This window comes from Verticiella sediminum (genome assembly GCF_007558815.1).
Lineage (GTDB): Bacteria > Pseudomonadota > Gammaproteobacteria > Burkholderiales > Burkholderiaceae_B > Verticiella > Verticiella sediminum.
Genome location: NZ_VLTJ01000039.1, coordinates 629837 through 649324, shown reverse-complemented (window position 1 = coordinate 649324; position 19488 = coordinate 629837). Strand labels below are relative to the sequence as shown.

Here is a 19488-nt window from a genome sequence, read left to right as displayed (position 1 = left end):
TGTCGACTGCCGCCAGGCTGCCGGCGGCCAGCACGTACAGGCTTACCGGCTCAGAGATCCAGGACGAGCCTGTCACCGCTGCAGCTCGATACGCAGATCATCATCAGTTTGCCTGCGGCCTTCTCCTGCTCGGTCAGGATCAGGTCGCGGTGCTCGATGTCGCCTTCGAGGACGCGGGTTTCGCACGCGCCGCACACTCCCTGCTCGCACGAGACCATGATGTCCACGCCTTCGTCGCGCAAGGCCTCGGCGATGGTCTTGCCCTGCGGCACATAGACCGCGCGCTGCGTCCTGGCCAGCTCGACGGTGAAACCGCCGGTCTTGTCCGGCACCACGTCGGCCGAGAAATACTCGTAGTGGACATGTTCCGCGGGCAGGCCCTGCGTGGCACGTACGAACGCCTCGAGCATCGGGCCCGGCCCGCAGCAGTACAGGTGAGCGTCCCGTCCCGCGTCGGCGACCACTCTTGCCACGTCCAGAAACGCGCCATCGCACTCCTCGTCGACGTGCAGCACCAGCCTGCCGCCCGGCGCGTCGGCGAGCTCGGCGAGGAAGGCCGCCTCGGCGCGCCTCCGCACGGCATAGTGCAGTTCCCACGGCTGCCCGGCCCCGGCCAGCGCCCGGATCATGCAGTGGATCGGCGTGATGCCGATGCCTCCCGCGACGAACACGGAACGCCCGGCGCCTGCCTCCAGCGGGAAGTGATTGCGCGGCAGCCCCACCGGCATGACGGTGCCGACCTTGAGCTGTTCGTGCATGTACTTCGAGCCGCCCCGGCTGTCCGGATCCAGCTTCACACCCACCACGTAGGCGCGGCCGTCGCCGTGGCCTTCGGCGAGCGAGTACTGGCGCACCATACCGTTGGGCAGGTGCAGATCGACGTGGGCGCCCGGCTCGAAGCCCGGCAGCCGGGCACCGTCGAGCGTCCTGAACTCATAGAGATTGATACCGTCGGCCGCGTAGCGGATAGCGGACAGCCGCAACGACAGTGTTTCCGGGATGGTCATGCTCGAGCCTCTTGCGTCTGCCGCGCGTGCGCCGGCAGTGCACGCCGCGGCTGGTCAGGATCAGAAATCCTGAAAACGATACGGATTGTTGGTGGTCCTGGTGTCGCCGTTGAGCCAGCGCTCCAGCGCTTCGTGGGCATCGGCGCGGCGCACCTTGTCGATCTCGTCGGCATAGGGCGGATCCTCGGCGAACTCGATGTACAGGCCGTCGGGGGTGGTCACATAGACCGACTTGCAGTAGCCGTGGTTCTTGGTGATGTACTTGACGCCGTGTTTCTCCAGCCGCTCGATCACCTCGTTCTGCGTCTCGCGGGTCGCCTTGATGGCCAGGTGGTCGAAGCGCGGAATCTCGGGCTGGTCGCGGCGCAGCGACTTCTCCTGGAACTCCTCGTCGGTGAACTGGAAGAAAGCGATGGCGCTGCCGTCACCCAGCGCGAAGAAGGTGTGGCAGTACTCGATGGGGCGGTCCACTTCCGGCATCGGCGTGGACTCGGTCCAACACGCCACCAGCGGCAGGCCCAGGATGTCCTCCATGAAGTGCCGGGTCGCGCCCTGGTCCTTGACCACGATGGCGCGGTGATGCAGGCGCAACGGGAGTTGCTTGAGCGGTTGGGCGTGCTGGGTCGGGCTCGGATAGTCCTTCTTCATGATTTGACTCGTGTTGTCGGTTCTTTAGAGGCGGTGGATGTGCAGGCCGCCGCCCACGGGGATGGTGGTCCCGGTGCAGAACGGCATCAGGCCACGCGCCACCGACGAGATGACCTGCGCCACGTCGTCGGGCGTGCCCCAGCGCCGCGTGGGCGACACGCCATTGGCGATGGCCTGGCCGTAGGTATCCCAGACGGCCTCGTTCATCGTGGTCTTGATCAGGCCGGGCTGGATCTCGAACACGTCGATGCCGTGCTCGCCCAGCCGGGCGGCAAACATCCTGGCGAGCATCGGCAGCGCGGACTTCGCCAGGCAGTACACGGCCTTCTCCGGCGAGGCCATGTGGGCGTTGGCCGAGCTCACGACGAAGATCGAGCGCTGCACGCCCGGCGCGGCGGTCTGCACCATGTGGCGCGCGACCGCCTGGGTGAGGAAGAAGGTGCCGCGCAGGTTGATGCCGACGACGCGGTCGAAGGCCTCGGGCGTGGCCTCGAGCATGTCGCCGCGCACCGGCACATTCACGCCGGCATTGTTGACCAGGCAAGTGATCGGGCCGAGGGTCTCGACGATGCGCGCGATCCAGGCCGGCTGGGCGTCGACGTCGCCGATGTCCGCCTGGACGAACGCCGCTTTGCCGCCCGCCTCATCGATGCGTCGCACCGTCTCGTCGGCGTCGGCGTCGCGCACCACGTCGACCACGGCCACCGAATAGCCGGCACGGGCGAGGTGGACGGCGGTGGCCCCGCCGATGCCGCGGCGCCCGCCGGTGACAATGGCCACCCCGGGATCGGGCCGTTGCGCTTGCTCATGCATAGCGGGCTTCGATCCGGCGCAGCTTGTCGATGATGAGCTGGCGGCGCGTCCCGGCCGGGGCGGCGTCGGCCTCGATCACGGCACCGATGACCGCGCGCCCCACGTCGCGCGTCTGCTCGCCGTCCGCCTGCGGATCGGCGAGCTTGCGCACGCGCAGCACGTTGTTGCTGGAGTACACGTTCTCGGGGTCGCGCGAGCCCAGGGAGCCTTCGCCCATGGGCGGCAGCGCGGCCGGAACCTGTCCCGCCAGGATCTTGCGCAGCGCCTGGCGCAGCCTGACGATGCCGGCATCGGTGGTGCCGAGCCGCTCCAGCTTGTGCAGGGCGATCGGCCGCTGCCCGGTCTGCGCCTCCCAGTCGCCGGGGACGCGCTGCTTGAGCTCGTACGTGGGTTGCTCGACCTGGCCGTCGATGTCGATCGAATTCCAGCCGTTGCGCGTCACGTCGCCGCCGGAGAACTCGCCTTCGTCCATCGCCAGACGCCAACTGAAGAAGGTGCAGTTCTCGTCATCTATCGGCACCACGCGCCGCGCGTAGAAGGTGCGCTGGAAGTACGGCTCCTCGGGCTGCAGATCGTACAGCGAGGCCACGAACACGTAGTTGGGGAAGATGCAGTGGAACAGCCGGACCCAGAGGCGCTCGTCGTCGACCCGGCGCACGGCGGTGTAGTAGATGCCCCTGCCGTCCTCCGTCACCTTCCACTCGACCGTCGGCAGCACCAGGTAATGATCGCCGAAGTGCGGGCTGATGCGGGTGTGCAGGAACTGGCCATGGAACGGGTCCATGTTGTTCTCGAAGCTCTGCAGCCAGTTGTTCCTGTGCGTCACCGCCGAGGGATAGAACTTCAGGCCGGGCACCTTGAAGACGTCGAACTCGGGAAAGGCCGGCTTGAGCTCGGGCGGGCCCATGTACACATGCACCAGGCCGTGGTATTCATGCGTGGGATAGGCGCCCTGGAACACCGCGTTCTTCAGGCGGCTGGCGCCGGGCTCGCCCGGAGTGTCGAGCACCGTGCCGTCGACGTCGAACAGCCAGCCGTGGTAGCAGCAGCGGATGCCGCATTCTTCGATGCGGCCGTATTCCAGCGAAGTGCCGCGATGGCAGCAGTGCTTGTGCAGTGCGCCGATGCGCCCGCTGCGGTCGCGGAACATCACCAGCTCCTCGCCGAGGATGCGCACCAGCAGCGGCACGTCGGTCAACTGGGAAGTGAAACAGACAGGCTGCCAGAAGCGGCGCTGGTACTCGCCCATCTTGGTGCCGGGGCCCACCTTGACCAGATCCCATTCCGGTTCCGGCGTGCCGCGCTGGTCGTAGCCACGGTATGGGCCCGAAATAGGCTTCCAGTTGTCTTCGAGCACAGATGACATAGTCTTTCCTACAGGTGACGGCCGCCCCCTGCCGGGTTGCTGCGCGAACCGGTGCAAGGGCGACGCGGGATTCGGCCGCGCCTTTGAGCGCATGTTGCTAGTCTCTGTCCGCCCGGTCGCAGGCGCAAACGCCATTTGCGCCCGGCGTTCCATACCACTTGCCATGCGGTATGGACCACTTCGCCGGATCGGGCATACGCTTATCTGCCTGTCCGGCGCGCGCGCCGCATCCGATCCTGGGAGCCCCCTCGATGTTCACGACACGCCCCGAAATCGCCGCCACCTTCGGCGTGGCCTGCAGTACCCACTGGATCGCCAGCCAGGTCGCGATGGCCGTCCTCGAGCGGGGCGGCAACGCCTTCGATGCCGCGGTCGCGGCCGGTTTCACCCTGCAGGTCGCCGAACCGCACCTGAACGGGCCGGGCGGCGACGTGCCGATCATCCTGCATGCCGCGCGCACCGGTACGCAGCACGTTGTCTGCGGCCAGGCGGGGGCGCCCGGCGCGGCCACCGTCGAGCGGTTCGGCGAGCTCGGCCTGGACCTGATCCCGGCCACCGGACTGCTGCCGGCGGTCGTGCCGGGAGCGTTCGACGCCTGGCTGCTGATGCTGCGCGACTGGGGCACCTGGGAACTGCGCGACGTGCTCGCCTACGCCATCGGCTACGCCCGGGACGGCGTGCACATCGTGCCCAACGTCAGCGCGGCGATCGAGAGCGTGCGCACGCTGTTCGAGCAGCACTGGCCCAGCTCGGCCGAGGTGTTCCTGCCCCACGGCAAAGTGCCCGGGGCGGGCAGCCTGTTTGCCCGGCCCGCCCTGGCGGCGACGTGGGAACGGCTGCTGCGCGAGTCGGCCGGCGCACCGAACCGCGAGGCGCGCATCGACGCCGCTCGCGACGCCTGGTACCGGGGCTTCGTGGCCGAGGCCATCGGCCGCTTCTACCGGGAGCAGGAGCTGATGGACGTATCCGGCCGGCGCCATCCCGGCTTCCTGACGGCCGACGACTGCGCGCGCTGGCGGGCCCCGGTGGAGCCTGCGCTCACCTACGACTACGGCCCGTGCACGGTGCTCAAGTGCGGCCCCTGGAGCCAGGGGCCGGTGTTCCTGCAGCAGCTCGCCCTGCTGCGCCATTTTGACGTCGCCGCGATGGACCCCCTCGGCCCGGAATTCATCCACACCGTGGTCGAATGCGCCAAGCTCGCCTACGCCGATCGGGAGGCCTACTACGGCGACCCCGACTTCGTCGAGGTGCCCCTCGACGTCCTACTCTCGGACACGTACAACGCCGGGCGGGCTGCCCTCGTCGGCACCCGGGCGTCCATGGCGCTGCGGCCCGGCCAGGTGCCCGGCATGCGTGCCTTCATCGAGCAGCGCGCCACGGCCGGCCCGGCCACGGCGGCCGGCGCCGGCGAGCCGACCGTGGCGCGGCTCGGCGTCAAGCGCGGCGACACCTGCCACCTGGACGTGATCGACCGCTGGGGCAACATGGTGAGCGCCACGCCCTCGGGAGGCTGGCTGCAGTCGTCGCCGGTGATTCCGGAACTCGGCTTCTGCCTGAGCACGCGCGGCCAGATGTTCTCCCTCACGCCCGGCCTGCCCAACACGCTCGCGCCGCACAAGCGGCCGCGCACCACGCTCACGCCCAGCTTCGCCCTGCGCGACGGCAGGGCGTGGATGGCCTTCGGCACGCCGGGCGGCGAGCAGCAGGACCAGTGGTCGCTCACATTCTTTCTGCGCATGGTCGCGCACGGCATGAACATCCAGCAGGCGATCGACGCGCCCAGTTTCCATACCGAGCACTGGCCCAGCAGCTTCTGGCCGCGCCTCGAGGCGCCCGGCAAAGTGGTGATCGAAGGACGCTACGCGGACGCGGTCCTGCAAGCGCTGCGGGACGCCGGGCACCTGGCCAGCAAGGGCGACGACTGGTCCGAAGGCCGCCTGAGCGCGGCGCGCATCGAGCCCGACGGACAGATGTACGGTGGCGCCAACCCCCGCGGAATGCAGGGGTATGCGGTAGGACGCTGAGAGGCCCGGCCCGCCGCCGCCGGCGGCACGGCCGGCGCCGGCGAGAGTGGTATTCACCGGCCCGCCGGATTGGTTCTTTCGAGCCGCCGGACGGCGGCGCAGACTTTGCCGGCGGCCTTTGCCGCGACCGGCCCCGACTGCGGCCGGGTCTCGCATGGAGCCCCGTTATGAATGCCTTGGAAAGCGCTGCCGATCTGCGTCCCGCGGGAATGAACGAGGGCGAATGGCAGTGCCGGCTGGAACTGGCCGCCTGCTATCGCCTGTTCGACTGGCTGGGCTGGTCGGAAATGATCTTCAACCACATCACGCTGCGGGTTCCCGGCGGCGACGAAAGCAACCCGCACTATCTCATCAACCCGTATGGATTGCACTACAGCGAGGTGACCGCCACCAACCTCGTCAAGATCGACCGCCATGGCAACAAGATCGACGCGTCGCCCTATCCGCTGAACCCGGCGGGATTCGTGATCCACAGCGCCGTCCATTCGGCGCGCCACGACGCCCATTGTGTGATGCACACCCACACCACCGCGACGGTTTCGGTGGCCTGCCAGGAAGGCGGGCTGCGCTTCGACAACTTCTACGCGGCGCTGGTGTATGGGCAGGTGGCCTATCACGCCTTCGAAGGCGTCACCACCAACCCCGGGGAGTGTCCACGTCTGGTGGCCAGCCTGGGCGAGCGCAATGTGCTGATTCTTCGCAATCACGGTCCGCTCGTGTGCGGCGCCAGCGTGCCGGCCGCGTTGCAGACGATGTGGTTTCTGCAGCGAGCATGCGAAGTGCAGGTCACCTGTGACGCGATGAACACGCCGAACCTGGCCATCCGGCAGGACGTGCTGGAGCGCAACGCGGAACACTTCCGGCCGATGACGCTGGGCGGGCAGCCGGGGCGGCTGATGTTCGATGCCATTCTGCGGCGCGCCGGCATCCGCTACGTCGACATTGTCTAGGAGCACAGGCATGAGAATGGCCACGACAGCATTACAACGCGAAGGCAGCCTGCCCGTGTGGATGCCGCAGGACAGCCGGGCGCCCACGCGAGAGGAAACGCTCGAATGGCTGGCCGGACACGTGCACGACATCGAGGCCACGCTGGACCGCGAGGGTGGCGTGGTGCTGCGCGGGCTGACCTGCCTGGCCGACGCCGACGCATTCGACGAGGCCATCAGCGTGGTGGCGCCGCACCAGCACGACTACGTGGGCGGCACCTCGCCGCGCACGGTGGTACGCCGCAAGGTCATGACGGCCACCGACACGCCGCCCGGCTGGTCGATCGCCCTGCACCAGGAGATGGCCTACACCGCCCGCCCGCCAGACCGGATCGCCTTCTTCAGCGAACAGCCCGCGGCGCATGGCGGCCAGACCACCATCGCGGACATGCGCAAGGTTCTAGGCAGGATTCCGCGCGGCTTTCGGGACCTCTGCGAGCGGCATGGCCTGCAGTTGCGCCGGGCCATCCCGTCGCCGGAGAATGCGCACCTGAAGCCGGGATTCCAGAAACCTTGGACCGAAGTCTTCGCCACGCAAGACAAGCGCGAGGTCGACCGCATCGTCGGCGAGAAGGGTTGGCAGGCCCAGTGGCAGGCAGACGGCGAGATTCTGCATGTCTGGCAGGATCTGGTGCCGCCGGTGCGCCGCCACCCGGTGACCGGCGAGTACGCCTGGAGCAACTTCGCCCACTTCTTCTCGCCGGTCTGCATGATGGCGTGGGCCTTGCAGGACGGCCGCGTCGATGAGTACGAGGCGCTGGCGCACGCGCGCCGGCACAATCCCCAGATGCTCGACACGATGGTGCTGGGCAACGGCGACCCCGTTCCCGAGGCCGATGCCCTGCACGTCTACCGCATCCTGCACGAGGCCGAGCACCCGGCTGCCCTGCTGCCCAGCGACATCATGATCCTGGACAACATCCATTACGCGCACGGCCGCCGGGCGTTCTCGGGCCCGCGCAGCGTACTCGTGTCGCTGTTCGACCGGCTCCACTGAGCGTTGCGCAGTAAGGCCGGCGGCGCCCCCCCCGTTGAAAGGTCGCCGCCGGCCGCCCGCCGTGCCGCGAATCAGTCGATATGCCCCAGGTAGGCGGCCTGGATATCTCCCTGGTTCAGCAGTTCCTCGGCCGGGCCGTGCATCACGACGCGTCCGGTTTCCAGCGCATAGGCGCGGGACGCCATCTCCAGCGCCAGTTCCACGTCCTGCTCCACCACCACGATCGCGGTCTCGAACGCCTTGTTGATGCCGATCAGGACCTCGGCCAGCCGATCGACGATCACCGGCGCCAGCCCCAGCGACATCTCGTCGACCAGCAGCAACTGCGGGCGTCCCATGAGCGCGCGGCCCACCGCGCACATCTGCTGCTCACCGCCCGACAGATGCCCGGAGACGCGCCGGCGCAGCTCGCCAAGGCGCGGAAAGTACTCGTAGATGCGCTGCAGGTCGAACGCGATGTCGGCGTGGTCGCGGCGCAGGTAAGCGCCCAGCCGCAGGTTCTGCTCGACAGTGAGGCCCGCGAATAGGCGCCTGCCCTCGGGCACCATGGCCACGCCCCGAGACAGGCGCTGCTCCGGCGGCAACGCGGTCAAGTCCTCGCCCTTGAACAGGATGCGGCCCGAGCGCGCGGCCAGCAGCCCGGTGAGCGTGCGCAGCAGCGTGGTCTTGCCCGCCCCGTTCGCGCCCACCAGGGCCACCAGCTCGCCGGGACCCACGGTCATGTCGATATCCCAGAGCACCTGGGTATCGCCATAGAAGGTGTTCAGATTCTCGATGGACAGAAAGCTCATTTGACTACCCTCCGGTCGCTGCGCCAGCTCCTCCCCGCGGCAGGAGCACCCCCCGTGGGCGCTCATGCCACCTCCAGAGCTTTGCGTTTCTGGCGCTCGACGAAGCGGTTGCCGAGGTATGCGCCGATCACGCGCGGATCGCTGATGACGGCCGCGGGATCGCCCACGGTGATGATCGAGCCCGATTGCAGGACTGCGATCCGGTCGCACACCGCCAGGATCGCTCGCATGACGTGTTCGATCACGATGACCGTGGTGCCGTCGCGGCGGATCTTCTGGATCAGGTTCACCAGGCCGCCGATCTCGGAGTGATTCAGGCCTGCCATCACCTCGTCGAGCAGCAGCAGGCTGGGATTGGTGGAGAGCGCGCGCGCCAGCTCCAGCCGCTTGCGGTTGGACAGCGTGAGCTGTCCGGGCAGCATGTCGGCCCGGCCGCTCAGCCCCACCCGCTCGAGGGCGATGCCCGCCATCCTCATGGCCTGCGCGCGGCTGCCCAGCACGCCGCGCGTACCCGCGAACATCGCGCCCACCGCCACGTTCTCGAGCACCGACAGGTTGGCGAACGGCTGCACGACCTGGAAGGTGCGCCCGATGCCCAGCTTGGCGATGCGATGCGGCGGCTGATCGGAGATGACCCTGCGCCCGAACGCGATGCGCCCGGCGGTGGGACGATAGATGCCCGAGATCGCGTTCATGAGCGTCGTCTTGCCCGCCCCGTTGGGCCCGATCAGGCCGAGCACCTCGCCCTGCTCCACGCCCAGGGTCACGTCGCCGAGCGCGCGCACCCCGCCGAAATACAGAGAGACGTCCTGAATGTCCAGAAGATAGTTCATGGCTCGTCGCGCCGGATGCGGGCGGCGAAATGCCGCAGGTATTTCAGAAAGCCGTCGGGCATGAACATGACCACCACGATGATGAGAAGACCCAGCACCATCATGTGCACCTTCAGGAACTGGCCCCAGATGACGGTGGAGACGAACTCGAGGAAGAACGCGCCCAGGATGGGGCCTGCCACGGTGCCCATGCCGCCCATCAGCATCATGATGTAGGCCTTGACCGTGATCTGCACGTCGAAGGCGGTGACGGGTTCGATGAACGTCATCCAGTACGCCCAGATGCCGCCGGCCAGCCCGGTGAGGGCGCCGCTGATGGCCCATGCGGTCATCTTGGCCAGCGTGGTGTTCACCCCCATGACCTGGGCGCCGCGTTCGCTGTCGCGCAGCGCGCGCAAGGCGTAGCCCAGACGGCTGCGCGACAGCCACCACACCACCACGCACGAAAACACCATCACGCCGTACATCATGTAGGCGACCTGGTTGTAGAACTCGGCGGGCGAGAGCTCGCTGATCGGCAGCGTCACCCCTGCCGCGCCACCGGTGATGCCATGCAGGTTCAGCGTGATCTCGATGGCCGCCAGGCTGAGCACCACCGTGGCGATGGCGAAGTAGTGCCCGGTCAGGCGCAGCAGCGGCCAGCCGATCACGAACGCCAGCAGGCCCGAGCCCAGTGTGCCTGCCAGCAGCGCTGCGGGCAGGCCGAAGCCCGAGAGGATCAGGCTGCTGGCAATATAGGCGCCGGAGCCGAACCAAGAGACGTTGCCGAAGGCGTGATAGCCCGCGAATCCGACGATCACGTTCAGCGCCTGCGCGAGCGCCGCATACATGAACATGCTGGTGAGGATGCGGAGCCAGTACGGGCTCACGAGTGCCGGAAGCAGCGCGCCGGCGACGATGGCGACACCGGCGAGCACCAGCGCAGCATGCCGCCGGTATTGCCGCGCAGCGGCCACAGGAATGGAACTCATGATGGCTCCTCAGCCGTAGAATTGTCTGCCGAGCAGCCCTTGAGGGCGCAAGACCAGGATTGCGAGGAAAACCGAGAACGCGACCACCTCCTGGTACGACACCCCCAGGAAATACGACGCGAACGACTGCACCAGGCCGTACAGCAGACCGCCGATCACCGCGCCCTCCACGCTGCCCACGCCTCCCAGGATGGTGACGACGAAGGCCGACCCCAGGAATGAAATCCCCATGGTCGGCGAGATCGGAAACACCATGCTGGCCAGGCAGCCGGCGCCGCCCGCCAGCGCCGCGCCAAGCCCCGCGGTGAGCGCATACACGCGCGAAGGATTGATGCCCATCAGCGGAACGGTCTGCCGGTCGAGCGCGGTGGCGAGGATGGCGTAACCCGGACGCGTATGGCGAAGGAACCAGAAGAAGAGGCCCGCCAGCAGCACGGCGATGCTGAAGGTGGCCAACCGGTCGTACGGCACGGTTGCGTCCATGAACCGCAGAGCCTGGCCGCTATAGGCGGTATTCACCAGCCGGAAGTCGGTCGTGAAGAGCAGCATCGCGACGTTGATCAGCACCAGGTCCAGCCCGAAGGTGAGCGACAGCGACAGCATGGGGTTCGTGCGCATCACGCGGTTGAGGCAGACCACCTGCAACGCGTACCCCATCATGAAAAGCAGCAGCATCGCGGCCGGAATCGCCATGAAGGGGTCGATGCCCAATTCCGAGAAGGCGAAATAGGCCACGTACGCGCCGAGCATGATGAAGGAGCCGTGAGCCAGGTTCACGATTCCCATCACGCCCCACACGATCGAGAACCCGACCGCCGCGACGCCGTACAGGCCGCCGAGCAGCAGCCCGTTGATCAAAGCTTGTGTGAGCATGGTTGCCTCAGGTTTGGCCGCGCCGGCCTTGCGGGCCGGCGCGGCGCACGTCGCTTACGGCGCGGGCAGCGGATAGACCGCACTCACCTGCTTGATCGCGTCGGGGAACACCACGGCAGGCTCGCCTTCGCGGATCTGCAGCACGGCCAGGCTGGCCAGCGGATTGGTGCCGTTCTCGGCCATCTTCACCTTGCCGAAAAAGGTTTCACCCTCGAGGCCCAGCAGCGCCTCGCGAACCTTCTCGGTGTCCAGGCTGTCGGCCTTGCGGATCGCCATCTCGAGCACGATCGCGCCGGCGGTGCCGGCCGCGGCGTGCTGGATCGGCGCGCGGCCGAAGGCCTTCGAAAATTCCTGGTAGTACTGCTCGGAATCCTTGAAATGCGGACCCGAATAGGTCTGGGTGCGTACCCAGTATTCGGCGCCCAGCAGGTTCTCTGCCGCCGGCCCCAGCGAGCCGCGAAAGTCGGGGATGGCGATCGCCGTGGCAAAGCCCAGCATCTTCGGACGCACGCCCTGGTCGCGCAAGGCGCGCACCAGCAGGATGGAGTCCTGTGTGTAGCCCGTGGACAGGACCACGTCGGCGCCCGCGTTCTTCAGCGCGCTGGCGACTGACGACAGATCGGTCACCGTCTTCGGGTACGTCGTGCGGTACACCACTTCCATGCCCAGCGCCTTCGCTTTATGGGCCGCCCCCTCCGCCGTCACGTTGGGAAAGAGGTCGTCCGGCCCGACGATGGCCACGGTGGCGGGCTTGGGCTGCACCGAGCCGGCCAGGTCCAGCACCGAGTGCAGGCCCTGGTTGGCCAACGGCGAGCTGGTGAAGACGTACTTGAAGCCGCGATCGTAGATGCTGTTGGCCGTGGCCATCGGCGCAATGGTGAGCTTCCTGTAGCGCTCGCCGATCGCGGTGGTGGCCGTGCCGATGCCCGACGAGTACGGGCCGAACAGAAAGTCGACGTCGTCTTCCGTGATCAGCTTCTCGGTCAGGCGCGCGCTGGTTTGCGCCTTCGACTCGTCGTCGTAGTAGATGATCTCCACCTGGTAGGGCTTGCCGCCCACGGTGATGCCGCCGCTGGCGTTCACCTTCTGCTTCCACAGCTCGTAGCCGTCGTGCAGGAAGCCGCCTTCACGCGACAGCGCGCCGCTCTGGCTGATTGCCGCCCCGATCCGGATCACGCCATTCTCGGCGGCCCACGCCGCGGGCGCGGCCAGGCCCGCCGCGACGGCGAGCGCACACGCAATTCTGGACACTGAAATCAACACGACACACCTCGTCGAAAAGCGATGATGGATGGACCCACCCTGGCGCTGCGCCGGATGGGTGGCCCGCAATGGACTGTGCCGGTCGGATGGCGATCGAGCAGCCCGGCCGTCGATCAACGCGGCGGTTTGTCGCCGTCGTAGATCGACGAAAGCACGCTGTCCAGCGTGGCGCCCGGCGTATAGGCCTCGATGCCCGCTGGCGTCGGCACGCCCTGGAGATTGCGAGGATCGGGCCGGATCTGGTCGACCACCGTCTTGAAATCGATGACGCCGGCCCAGATCGGCAGCTCGTAATCCTCGTCGTCGTCGACCGGCTGGCCGGTCCGCACCTTGGCCGACGCCTCGTCGATCTCCATGACCAGCACCTTGGTCACATTCAGCTCCTTGTCGGTCACGGTCCGGTTGGTCGCCGCGCGGTCGGGGCAGAAGCGGTCCATGTACACGTTCATTGCCGCGCGCTTGGCCGCCAGGCCCTCGACGAGCTGCGCCTTGCCGAACGCCATCACGGCGCGGTAGTTGACGGAGCTGTGAAAGCCCGAGCGCGCCATCACCAGCCCATCGATGTGCGCGACCGTGACACACACCGGGATGTCCTTGATCTGCGCGTTCAGCGCCCGACTGGCGGACGAGCCATGCCAGTACAAATGGTTGTGCTCGCGCCAGAAGGCGGTCGGTGTCACGTAGGGCTGACCGTCGATGACGTAGCCGACGTTGCACATGAGTGCCGAATCCAGGATGTCGTATACGACCCTCCTGTCGTAGGAACCGCGCTGGCGCATGAGACGGACGCGGCTGCGCTCGGTGGGGCTGAATTCGTTCTGTGACGTGCTCACTACATCTCTCCTTCGGATAGGTGAGCAGATCATCTCGCGCACCGGACGCCGGGAGAAGTTCCATTTTCCCGGCGTCGGCATATCCACTTTCAGTCCTCGAGCCAGCGTCCGTGGCTCACGACGCCGCTCGGCCTGACCCGCAGCGAGCCGCTGAGCACCCGGCCGAAGCAATCGGTGAACTGGAAACTGCCTTGCTCGAGCGCGTAGACCGTGGCATCGCCCGCGGCGCCGGGCCTGAGCGTGCCCAGCTCCGGGCGATTCAGCCCGCGCGCCGGCCCGGCGGTGACGCGGCTGATCACGTCGTGCAGGCCCGCGCCCATGGCGAGGAACTTGCCCATGGTGGTGGCCAGGTCGAACACCGGCCCGTCGACGTTGAGCACGTGGATGTCGGTGGAAATGGCATCGGGCAGAAAGCCCTTGTCGAGCATGGCGCCCGCCACCTCGAAGCCGAACGACGAGGCGCCGTGCCCGAGGTCGAAGAACACCCCGCGCTCACGCGCCTCGAGCACCTCCTGCCAGATGCCGCCGTCCGGCGCCTGCGGCGTGTTGGGAAAGGGTCGGAAGCAGTGCGTGAGGACGTCGCCCTTGCGCAGCCGGCGCAACACGTCGCGCATCTGCGGGGGCGGATGGTCCACGTGCACCATGACGGGCAGCCCGGTCTGATCGCCCACCTCGAACGCCATGTCGAGCGCGGCCGAGCCGTTGGCTTCGCTCGCCACGCGGCCGATCCTCACCTTGATGCCGACGATGACGTCGCGATGCTGTCCGACCGTGCGCACGCACTCGATCGGGTCGATCAGCCGCAGATCGGCGCACTCGCCTACCATGACCGGCTTGCTGTAGGCAAAGATGCCGGGATAGGCGACGTTCAGATAGGCCAGTATCCGGCGTGGAGAAGGGTCGATGATGTAGCGGCGCAGGCCGGGAAAGTTCGCCGGGCCGGCGCTGCCCGCGTCGACCATGGTGGTCACGCCGCCGCGCCTGGCGATCTGCTCGCCGTCGATGCTGATCGAAGTCGCGCCCCAGTACACGTGGGCGTGCATGTCGATGAAGCCCGGCGACACGACACAGCCCGAGACGTCCCGCGTCTCGGCGGCCGGCGTATCGATGGCGGCGGCGAGCGCGGCCACCTTGCCGTCGGCGAAACCTACGTCCAGGTGGGCGTCGATGTTCTGCGAAGGGTCGATGACGCGCGCTCCGCGCAGCACCAGGTCTAGCATGGCGAACTCCGGTTGGGCCGCGCCGGCTACGCCGCGGCATTCGTTGACATGTCGACTACAGGTAGGCTTGCCGCACCAGCGGCGAGTCGCGCAGCGCATCCGCGCTGCCTTCCAGCACGATCTCGCCCGATTGCAGTACGTAGCCGCGCGAGGCCACGCCCAGGGTCGCATAGGCGTTCTGCTCCACCAGCAGCACCGAAACGCCCTGGGCGCGGATCCGCTCGATGATCTCGAAGACGCGCTCGCCCAGCACCGGCGACAGGCCCATGGAGGGTTCGTCCATGAGCACCAGCCTGGGCTGCGTGACGAGCGCACGGGCGATCGCCAGCATCTGCTGCTGGCCCCCCGACATGGTGCCCGCGAGCTGTTGCATGCGGTCCTGGATCTCGGGAAACATGCCCATCACGGCGTCGATCGCCCGCGGATCGGCGCGCCCGTGCCCGCGGATCGCCGCGCCGATCTGCAGGTTCTCCTCGACGGTGAGCGAGCCGAAGATGCGTCGTCCCTCGGGCACGATCGCCACGCCGCTGCGCACGATGTCGACGGTAGCCCGGCCGCCGATCGGGCTGCCGCGGAACTCGATCGTCCCGGCACGCGGCCTGAGCAGCCCGAGGATGGTCATCAGCGTGGTGCTCTTGCCGGCGCCGTTGCCGCCGAGCAGGCACACCACCTCGCCCTCTCCCACGTCCAGCGAGATGCCGTGCAACACTTTCGCGGGGCCGTACCCCGCCTCAACTTGCCTGAGCGACAGCAACATCGGCATAGTTCCGTCCCAGGTAGGCCTCGATCACGTCGGGGTTGCGCTTGACCAGATCGAACGACCCCTCGAATATCTTCCTGCCGTGATCGAGCACTATCACCTTGTCGGTCACGCCCTCGATCAGGCGCATCTTGTGCTCGATGACGATCACCGCCATGCCCTCGCGGTTCAGCCGCCGCAGGTCGTCGGCAAGCGCTCCGATTTCCTGCGGCGCCATCCCGGCCGCCGGCTCGTCGAGCAGCAGCAGCGAAGGTCCGGTCGCCAACGCGCGGGCGATTTCCAGCCGGCGCTTGTCGGCATACGGCAGCTCGCGGGCAAGCGCCGAGCATTGCGCGAGCAGTTTCTCGTCCACTCGGCCGAGGATCTCCATCGCCTTCTCCCGCACCTGCGCCTCCTCGCGCCACACGCTCCGCAGCCCGAGCACGGTGGCGGCATAGCCGGCCGTCATCCGGGAATCGAAGCCGACCATGACGTTCTCGAGCACCGACAGCTCGTCGAACAGATGGATGTGCTGGAACGTGCGGCCGATGCCCTTGCGGGCGATGAGGTGGGGCTTGACGCCGAGCAGCGACTCGCCGCGCAGCCGGATGTCGCCGGACGACGGCGGGGTGATGCCGGTGATCAGGTTGATGAGCGTGCTCTTGCCCGCGCCGTTCGGGCCGATCAGCCCCACCACCTCGTCCGGCTCGACGTCGAAGCTCACGTCCTCGAGCGCGGTCAGGCCGGCAAAGCGGCGGGTGACGTGGGAAATGGATAGCAGGGTCATGGCGCGTCAATAGTTCGAGCCGATCATGCGGCGGCCACGCGCGAGCATGACGATCAGCAGCACCGCTCCGAAGATCAGCAGCCGCCATTCGTCGAACGCGCGCATCTTCTCGGGCAGCACGGTGAACAGCACGGCCGCCGCGATCACGCCGCCGATGCGCCAGTTGCCGATGGCGACGATGGCGAGCAGGAAGACCGACTCGATGACCCGGAAGGTCGAGGGATCGATATAGCCGACCATGTGCGCGTATACCGAGCCGGCGATGCCGCCGAAGCACGAGCCGGTGCCGAAGGCGAGCAGCTTGAGCCGGGTGAGGTTCAGGCCGGTGGCGCTGGCCGCGGTCTCGTTGCCCCGCATGGCGCCCCAGGCGCGGCCCCAGCGCGAGCGGGACAGGCGCCCGCATACGACAACCGCCAGGCACAGCAGAACCAGCATCAGGTAGTAGAAATTGGCCTGGAACGGCAGCGTGAAGCCGAATACGTCGAGCGGCTGCTGGAAGCTGTGCCCGAAGAGGCTGGGCGGCTCCATGCCGGCCAGTCCCTGGGTACCGTTGGTGAGCCATTCCAGGTTGGTGATGAGCTGTATGACGATGAAGGAGAAGCCGAGCGTGACCAGCGCCAGATAGTGACCGGTCACCCGTACCGCCGGCAGTGCCACCAACATGCTCAGCCCCGCGGTCACCAGGGCGGCCAGCGGCAGGCAGATCCAGAAGTCGAGCCCGAGGCTCAAGTTGAACAGCGCCGAGGCATAGGCGCCGATGGCGTAATACGCGATGTAGCCGAAGTCGGCCAGGCCGGCAAAGCCCGTCGTCACGTTGAGGCCGAGTGCCATGAGGGCGTAGATGCCGGCAAACGCCATGACGTGCATCTGGTAGGGATCGTTCACGTAGAAGGGGTACACCGCCGCGCACAGCACGAAGCCGTTGAGCAGCACGGTGCGCTCGCGCGCGAGGCTGGACGCCAGCGTCGGCATGGCCGCCATCAGCCTGCCCCAGCCCAGGCCGAGCGCAGCCAGCGCGAGCAGGTAGCCGCCGATGGCCCAGGTGTCGGTCAGGCGCAGGCCGACGGCTGCCAGGGCGAGCCCGGCGACGAGCACGAGCACGGCGATGGCGATCGAGGCCAGGCGCGGCATCGGCCTGGCGCCGGGGGGCCGCCCGGGTCGTGGCACTGGCGCCGTCGCGGGCGAGAGGTGGACGCTCATGGGGGTGTTTCTCCGTCTATCTGCGGCCGAGCAGGCCCTGCGGCCGGAAGATCAGGCACAGGATCAGGAAGGCAAAGGTGAGGACATTCTTGTAGGCACCGCCCCCCGGGACGAAGCCGCTGATGAGGACTTCGGCGATGCCGAGCAGGTAGCCGCCGGCAAGCGCCCCGTAGACGTTGCCCAAGCCGCCGATCACCGCGGCCGTGAAACCCTTGATGGCCGCGACGAACCCCATGTTGAACATGGCCGAGCCGAAGTTCATGCCCTCCATGATGCCGCCGACGGCCGCCAGCGCCGAACCGATGAAGAAGGTGCGGCTCACGGTGCGGTCCACGTCGATACCCATCATCCGCGCGCCGGCGGCGTCGGCCGTCACCGCGCGGATCGCGCGGCCCAGACCGGTCCGGGTGATGACGTAGTGCAGTGCGAAGATCGACGCCAGCGCGACGCAGATCAGGAACACCTGCACGTATCCGACCACCACGCCGCCGAAGCGGAACGCCTGCAGCCCGAACGGGTCCGGAAACACCTGCGGATTGGCGCCGTCCGGATAGAAGTGCAGCACCAGTTCCTCGATCACGATGTAGACGGCAACCGAGGTGATGAGAAACACCAGCGGCGGCGCCCGCCGCAGCGGCTTGACCGCGATCCGCTCGATCAGCACGCCGGCCAGGCCCGACACCAGAATCGCGGCGGCGGTCATCGCCAACACTGTCAGCGGGACCGGCCATCCGGCAGCGTCGCACAGACGGAGCACCGTGATCGCCGTAAAGGCGCCCAGCATGTAGAGCGCGCCGTGTGCGAGATTGATCAGGTTGAGCACGCCGAAGTACAGCGTGAAGCCCACCGCGATCAGCGCGTACATGCTCCCCAGCACGAGGGCATTGACCAACTGCTGGCTCAGCATGAGCCCCTCACTCCGCGCTGTCGAGCGGCTGAGGCTGATCGAGCACGGTGATCGTGCCACCCTGTTCGCTGATGTGGGTCATCACCCACCTGCCGTCCCGTACGGTGTAATAGCCGGTCACGCGCTCTTTGATATCGCCTGGGCGTGGAAAACTCACCGGCCCCATGACGGTGTCGAAGGTGCCGTCCTTCAGCCTCTCGACCACCGTCCGCCGCGAAAGCTCGCCCGCATCCGCGGCCTGCCTGATCGCCTGGGCCAACGCCTCGATGGCCGCGTAGGACCAGATGCCGTAGGTCTCGTAGGGCTTGTCATAGCCCCTCTTCGCATAGGCCTGGACGAAGTCCACGCCGCCCGGATAGGCGGCATAGGGCAGGCCGTAGAAGTAGGCGTAGGCGCCTTCGGCTGCCGGCCCGGCGATGTTCACGAAGGTCGGCGACATCGTGCCCGAACCGGTGTAATAGAAGATGTCATCCATCCCCAGCTTGACCATCTGCTGGCGCAGCAGCGCGGACTCCGTCGTCACGCCGCCGAAGAAGATGAAATCCGGCTTGAGCGAGCGAGCCCGCGTGAGTACGGCGGTGAAGTCCTTTTCGCCGACCGCGATGCTGTCGCTGCCGACCATCTCGGCACCCAGCTCGCTCGCGTTCTTCTGCATCGCCGTGACGAGTGATTTGCCGTACTGCGTGTTGTCGTCGATCAGGAAGAAGGTCTTGTGCCCCCTGTCGACGGGAAAGCGCGCGGCCTGCTCCACCTGCCAGGTGTCCGGCGGCGCCATGCGGAAGATCTCGTCGCCCTTTTGCTCGGCCGTCAGGCTCCAGGTGATGGAAGCCGGCGTGACGTTGGCCAGGCCATTGCGGTGGAAGATGTCGCGGGTGGCGAGCGCCACGGGCGAGTTCCAGTGCGCGGCGCATGCCATCACACCCGGGTCGGCCGCCGCGCGCAGTACCGCCGCGATGCCGACACTGGGCTGAGAGCCGTCGTCGAGCCTGACGAGTTCGAGCTCGATGTCGCCCATGCGGCCCGATTCGTTGATGCGATTCACCGCCAGGTCCATCGAGTTCATCATGCCGATGCCGGTGGCCGCGTTCGGCCCGGACGTCGGCAGCACCGCGCAGATCTTCACGGTGCGCGCATCGGCCGAGGCGACATATCCCGCCAGCGCGAGGCACAGGGCGACGCCCGGCCATGCGGCGCGCAGCGAGGACGGTCGGAAAGAGATTGCCATGG

General features: G+C 67.6%; 19 protein-coding genes. 3 read left to right on the top strand and 16 right to left on the bottom strand.

Features of this window, described 5'->3' with window-relative positions; genetic code table 11:
* Positions 1-50 precede the first annotated feature (50 nt).
* Genes FOZ76_RS22530 through FOZ76_RS22515 form a run of 4 tightly spaced genes read right to left on the bottom strand, consistent with a single transcriptional unit; the run spans position 51 to position 3834 of the window.
* Positions 51-1007: a PDR/VanB family oxidoreductase gene (locus FOZ76_RS22530; protein WP_143950503.1), complete on the bottom strand. Its 957-nt coding sequence runs from the start codon at positions 1005-1007 to the stop codon at positions 51-53.
* A 60-nt stretch (positions 1008-1067) separates the two neighbouring features.
* Entirely contained in the window at positions 1068-1655 is a 588-nt protein-coding gene (locus tag FOZ76_RS22525; RefSeq protein WP_143950502.1) for a VOC family protein, read from the bottom strand.
* Between the two features lie 24 nt (positions 1656-1679).
* Positions 1680-2468: a 3-ketoacyl-ACP reductase gene (locus tag FOZ76_RS22520; RefSeq protein ID WP_143950501.1), complete on the bottom strand. Its 789-nt coding sequence runs from the start codon at positions 2466-2468 to the stop codon at positions 1680-1682.
* Positions 2461-3834 (bottom strand): Rieske 2Fe-2S domain-containing protein, encoded by a 1374-nt coding sequence (locus tag FOZ76_RS22515; protein WP_170235580.1) that lies wholly within the window; start codon positions 3832-3834, stop codon positions 2461-2463. The genes FOZ76_RS22520 and FOZ76_RS22515 overlap by 8 nt, the downstream gene beginning before the upstream one ends.
* 251 nt (positions 3835-4085) lie before the next feature.
* Here FOZ76_RS22515 and FOZ76_RS22510 point away from each other — a divergent pair, with 251 nt between their 5' ends.
* The 3 genes from FOZ76_RS22510 (at position 4086) to FOZ76_RS22500 (ending at position 7844) form a co-directional block, all read left to right on the top strand.
* Positions 4086-5858, top strand: a complete 1773-nt coding sequence (locus FOZ76_RS22510) for a gamma-glutamyltransferase family protein (protein WP_143950499.1) — start codon at positions 4086-4088, stop codon at positions 5856-5858.
* A gap of 167 nt (positions 5859-6025) precedes the next feature.
* The gene (locus FOZ76_RS22505; RefSeq protein WP_143950498.1) at positions 6026-6808 is read left to right on the top strand and encodes a class II aldolase/adducin family protein; all 783 of its coding nucleotides are present in this window, start codon (positions 6026-6028) and stop codon (positions 6806-6808) included.
* Positions 6809-6818: 10 nt separating this feature from the next.
* Positions 6819-7844, top strand: a complete 1026-nt coding sequence (locus FOZ76_RS22500; protein ID WP_170235579.1) for a TauD/TfdA family dioxygenase — start codon at positions 6819-6821, stop codon at positions 7842-7844.
* Positions 7845-7915: 71 nt separating this feature from the next.
* Here the strand turns inward: FOZ76_RS22500 and FOZ76_RS22495 are convergent, their stop codons facing one another.
* The 12 genes from FOZ76_RS22495 to FOZ76_RS22440 all read right to left on the bottom strand — a co-directional run bounded on the left by FOZ76_RS22495 (position 7916) and on the right by FOZ76_RS22440 (position 19486).
* Entirely contained in the window at positions 7916-8635 is a 720-nt protein-coding gene (locus FOZ76_RS22495) for an ABC transporter ATP-binding protein (protein ID WP_143950496.1), read from the bottom strand.
* A 62-nt stretch (positions 8636-8697) separates the two neighbouring features.
* The gene (locus FOZ76_RS22490) at positions 8698-9468 is read right to left on the bottom strand and encodes an ABC transporter ATP-binding protein (protein ID WP_143950495.1); all 771 of its coding nucleotides are present in this window, start codon (positions 9466-9468) and stop codon (positions 8698-8700) included.
* Positions 9465-10439: a branched-chain amino acid ABC transporter permease gene (locus FOZ76_RS22485; RefSeq protein WP_143950494.1), complete on the bottom strand. Its 975-nt coding sequence runs from the start codon at positions 10437-10439 to the stop codon at positions 9465-9467. The genes FOZ76_RS22490 and FOZ76_RS22485 overlap by 4 nt, the downstream gene beginning before the upstream one ends.
* A gap of 9 nt (positions 10440-10448) precedes the next feature.
* Complete coding sequence (locus tag FOZ76_RS22480) at positions 10449-11312, bottom strand: branched-chain amino acid ABC transporter permease (RefSeq protein WP_143950493.1); 864 nt, start codon at positions 11310-11312, stop codon at positions 10449-10451.
* A gap of 54 nt (positions 11313-11366) precedes the next feature.
* Complete coding sequence (locus tag FOZ76_RS22475) at positions 11367-12563, bottom strand: amino acid ABC transporter substrate-binding protein (RefSeq protein ID WP_170235578.1); 1197 nt, start codon at positions 12561-12563, stop codon at positions 11367-11369.
* A gap of 125 nt (positions 12564-12688) precedes the next feature.
* The gene (locus FOZ76_RS22470) at positions 12689-13408 is read right to left on the bottom strand and encodes a pyridoxamine 5'-phosphate oxidase family protein (RefSeq protein ID WP_211366401.1); all 720 of its coding nucleotides are present in this window, start codon (positions 13406-13408) and stop codon (positions 12689-12691) included.
* Between the two features lie 89 nt (positions 13409-13497).
* Positions 13498-14628, bottom strand: a complete 1131-nt coding sequence (locus FOZ76_RS22465; protein WP_143950491.1) for an amidohydrolase/deacetylase family metallohydrolase — start codon at positions 14626-14628, stop codon at positions 13498-13500.
* A gap of 55 nt (positions 14629-14683) precedes the next feature.
* The gene (locus FOZ76_RS22460) at positions 14684-15385 is read right to left on the bottom strand and encodes an ABC transporter ATP-binding protein (RefSeq protein WP_143950490.1); all 702 of its coding nucleotides are present in this window, start codon (positions 15383-15385) and stop codon (positions 14684-14686) included.
* A complete protein-coding gene (locus FOZ76_RS22455; protein WP_143950489.1) occupies positions 15360-16154 on the bottom strand; it encodes an ABC transporter ATP-binding protein in 795 nt (264 codons plus the stop codon). The genes FOZ76_RS22460 and FOZ76_RS22455 overlap by 26 nt, the downstream gene beginning before the upstream one ends.
* 6 nt (positions 16155-16160) lie before the next feature.
* Positions 16161-17354 (bottom strand): branched-chain amino acid ABC transporter permease, encoded by a 1194-nt coding sequence (locus FOZ76_RS22450; protein WP_143950488.1) that lies wholly within the window; start codon positions 17352-17354, stop codon positions 16161-16163.
* A 16-nt stretch (positions 17355-17370) separates the two neighbouring features.
* Complete coding sequence (locus FOZ76_RS22445; protein WP_143950487.1) at positions 17371-18261, bottom strand: branched-chain amino acid ABC transporter permease; 891 nt, start codon at positions 18259-18261, stop codon at positions 17371-17373.
* A gap of 7 nt (positions 18262-18268) precedes the next feature.
* Complete coding sequence (locus FOZ76_RS22440) at positions 18269-19486, bottom strand: branched-chain amino acid ABC transporter substrate-binding protein (RefSeq protein WP_143950486.1); 1218 nt, start codon at positions 19484-19486, stop codon at positions 18269-18271.
* Positions 19487-19488: the final 2 nt, after the last annotated feature.

Bases quoted from the DNA above. Each gene is read 5' to 3' on its own strand.
- FOZ76_RS22515 (WP_170235580.1), bottom strand. From the start codon at position 3,834: ATGTCATCTGTGCTCGAAGACAACTGGAAGCCTATTTCGGGCCCATAC.
- FOZ76_RS22505 (WP_143950498.1), top strand. From the start codon at position 6,026: ATGAATGCCTTGGAAAGCGCTGCCGATCTGCGTCCCGCGGGAATGAAC.
- FOZ76_RS22530 (WP_143950503.1), bottom strand. From the start codon at position 1,007: ATGACCATCCCGGAAACACTGTCGTTGCGGCTGTCCGCTATCCGCTAC.
- FOZ76_RS22485 (WP_143950494.1), bottom strand. From the start codon at position 10,439: ATGAGTTCCATTCCTGTGGCCGCTGCGCGGCAATACCGGCGGCATGCT.
- FOZ76_RS22510 (WP_143950499.1), top strand. From the start codon at position 4,086: ATGTTCACGACACGCCCCGAAATCGCCGCCACCTTCGGCGTGGCCTGC.
- FOZ76_RS22495 (WP_143950496.1), bottom strand. From the start codon at position 8,635: ATGAGCTTTCTGTCCATCGAGAATCTGAACACCTTCTATGGCGATACC.
- FOZ76_RS22520 (WP_143950501.1), bottom strand. From the start codon at position 2,468: ATGCATGAGCAAGCGCAACGGCCCGATCCCGGGGTGGCCATTGTCACC.
- FOZ76_RS22460 (WP_143950490.1), bottom strand. From the start codon at position 15,385: ATGTTGCTGTCGCTCAGGCAAGTTGAGGCGGGGTACGGCCCCGCGAAA.
- FOZ76_RS22500 (WP_170235579.1), top strand. From the start codon at position 6,819: ATGAGAATGGCCACGACAGCATTACAACGCGAAGGCAGCCTGCCCGTG.
- FOZ76_RS22445 (WP_143950487.1), bottom strand. From the start codon at position 18,261: ATGCTGAGCCAGCAGTTGGTCAATGCCCTCGTGCTGGGGAGCATGTAC.
- FOZ76_RS22455 (WP_143950489.1), bottom strand. From the start codon at position 16,154: ATGACCCTGCTATCCATTTCCCACGTCACCCGCCGCTTTGCCGGCCTG.
- FOZ76_RS22480 (WP_143950493.1), bottom strand. From the start codon at position 11,312: ATGCTCACACAAGCTTTGATCAACGGGCTGCTGCTCGGCGGCCTGTAC.
- FOZ76_RS22490 (WP_143950495.1), bottom strand. From the start codon at position 9,468: ATGAACTATCTTCTGGACATTCAGGACGTCTCTCTGTATTTCGGCGGG.
- FOZ76_RS22465 (WP_143950491.1), bottom strand. From the start codon at position 14,628: ATGCTAGACCTGGTGCTGCGCGGAGCGCGCGTCATCGACCCTTCGCAG.
- FOZ76_RS22440 (WP_143950486.1), bottom strand. From the start codon at position 19,486: ATGGCAATCTCTTTCCGACCGTCCTCGCTGCGCGCCGCATGGCCGGGC.
- FOZ76_RS22525 (WP_143950502.1), bottom strand. From the start codon at position 1,655: ATGAAGAAGGACTATCCGAGCCCGACCCAGCACGCCCAACCGCTCAAG.
- FOZ76_RS22450 (WP_143950488.1), bottom strand. From the start codon at position 17,354: ATGAGCGTCCACCTCTCGCCCGCGACGGCGCCAGTGCCACGACCCGGG.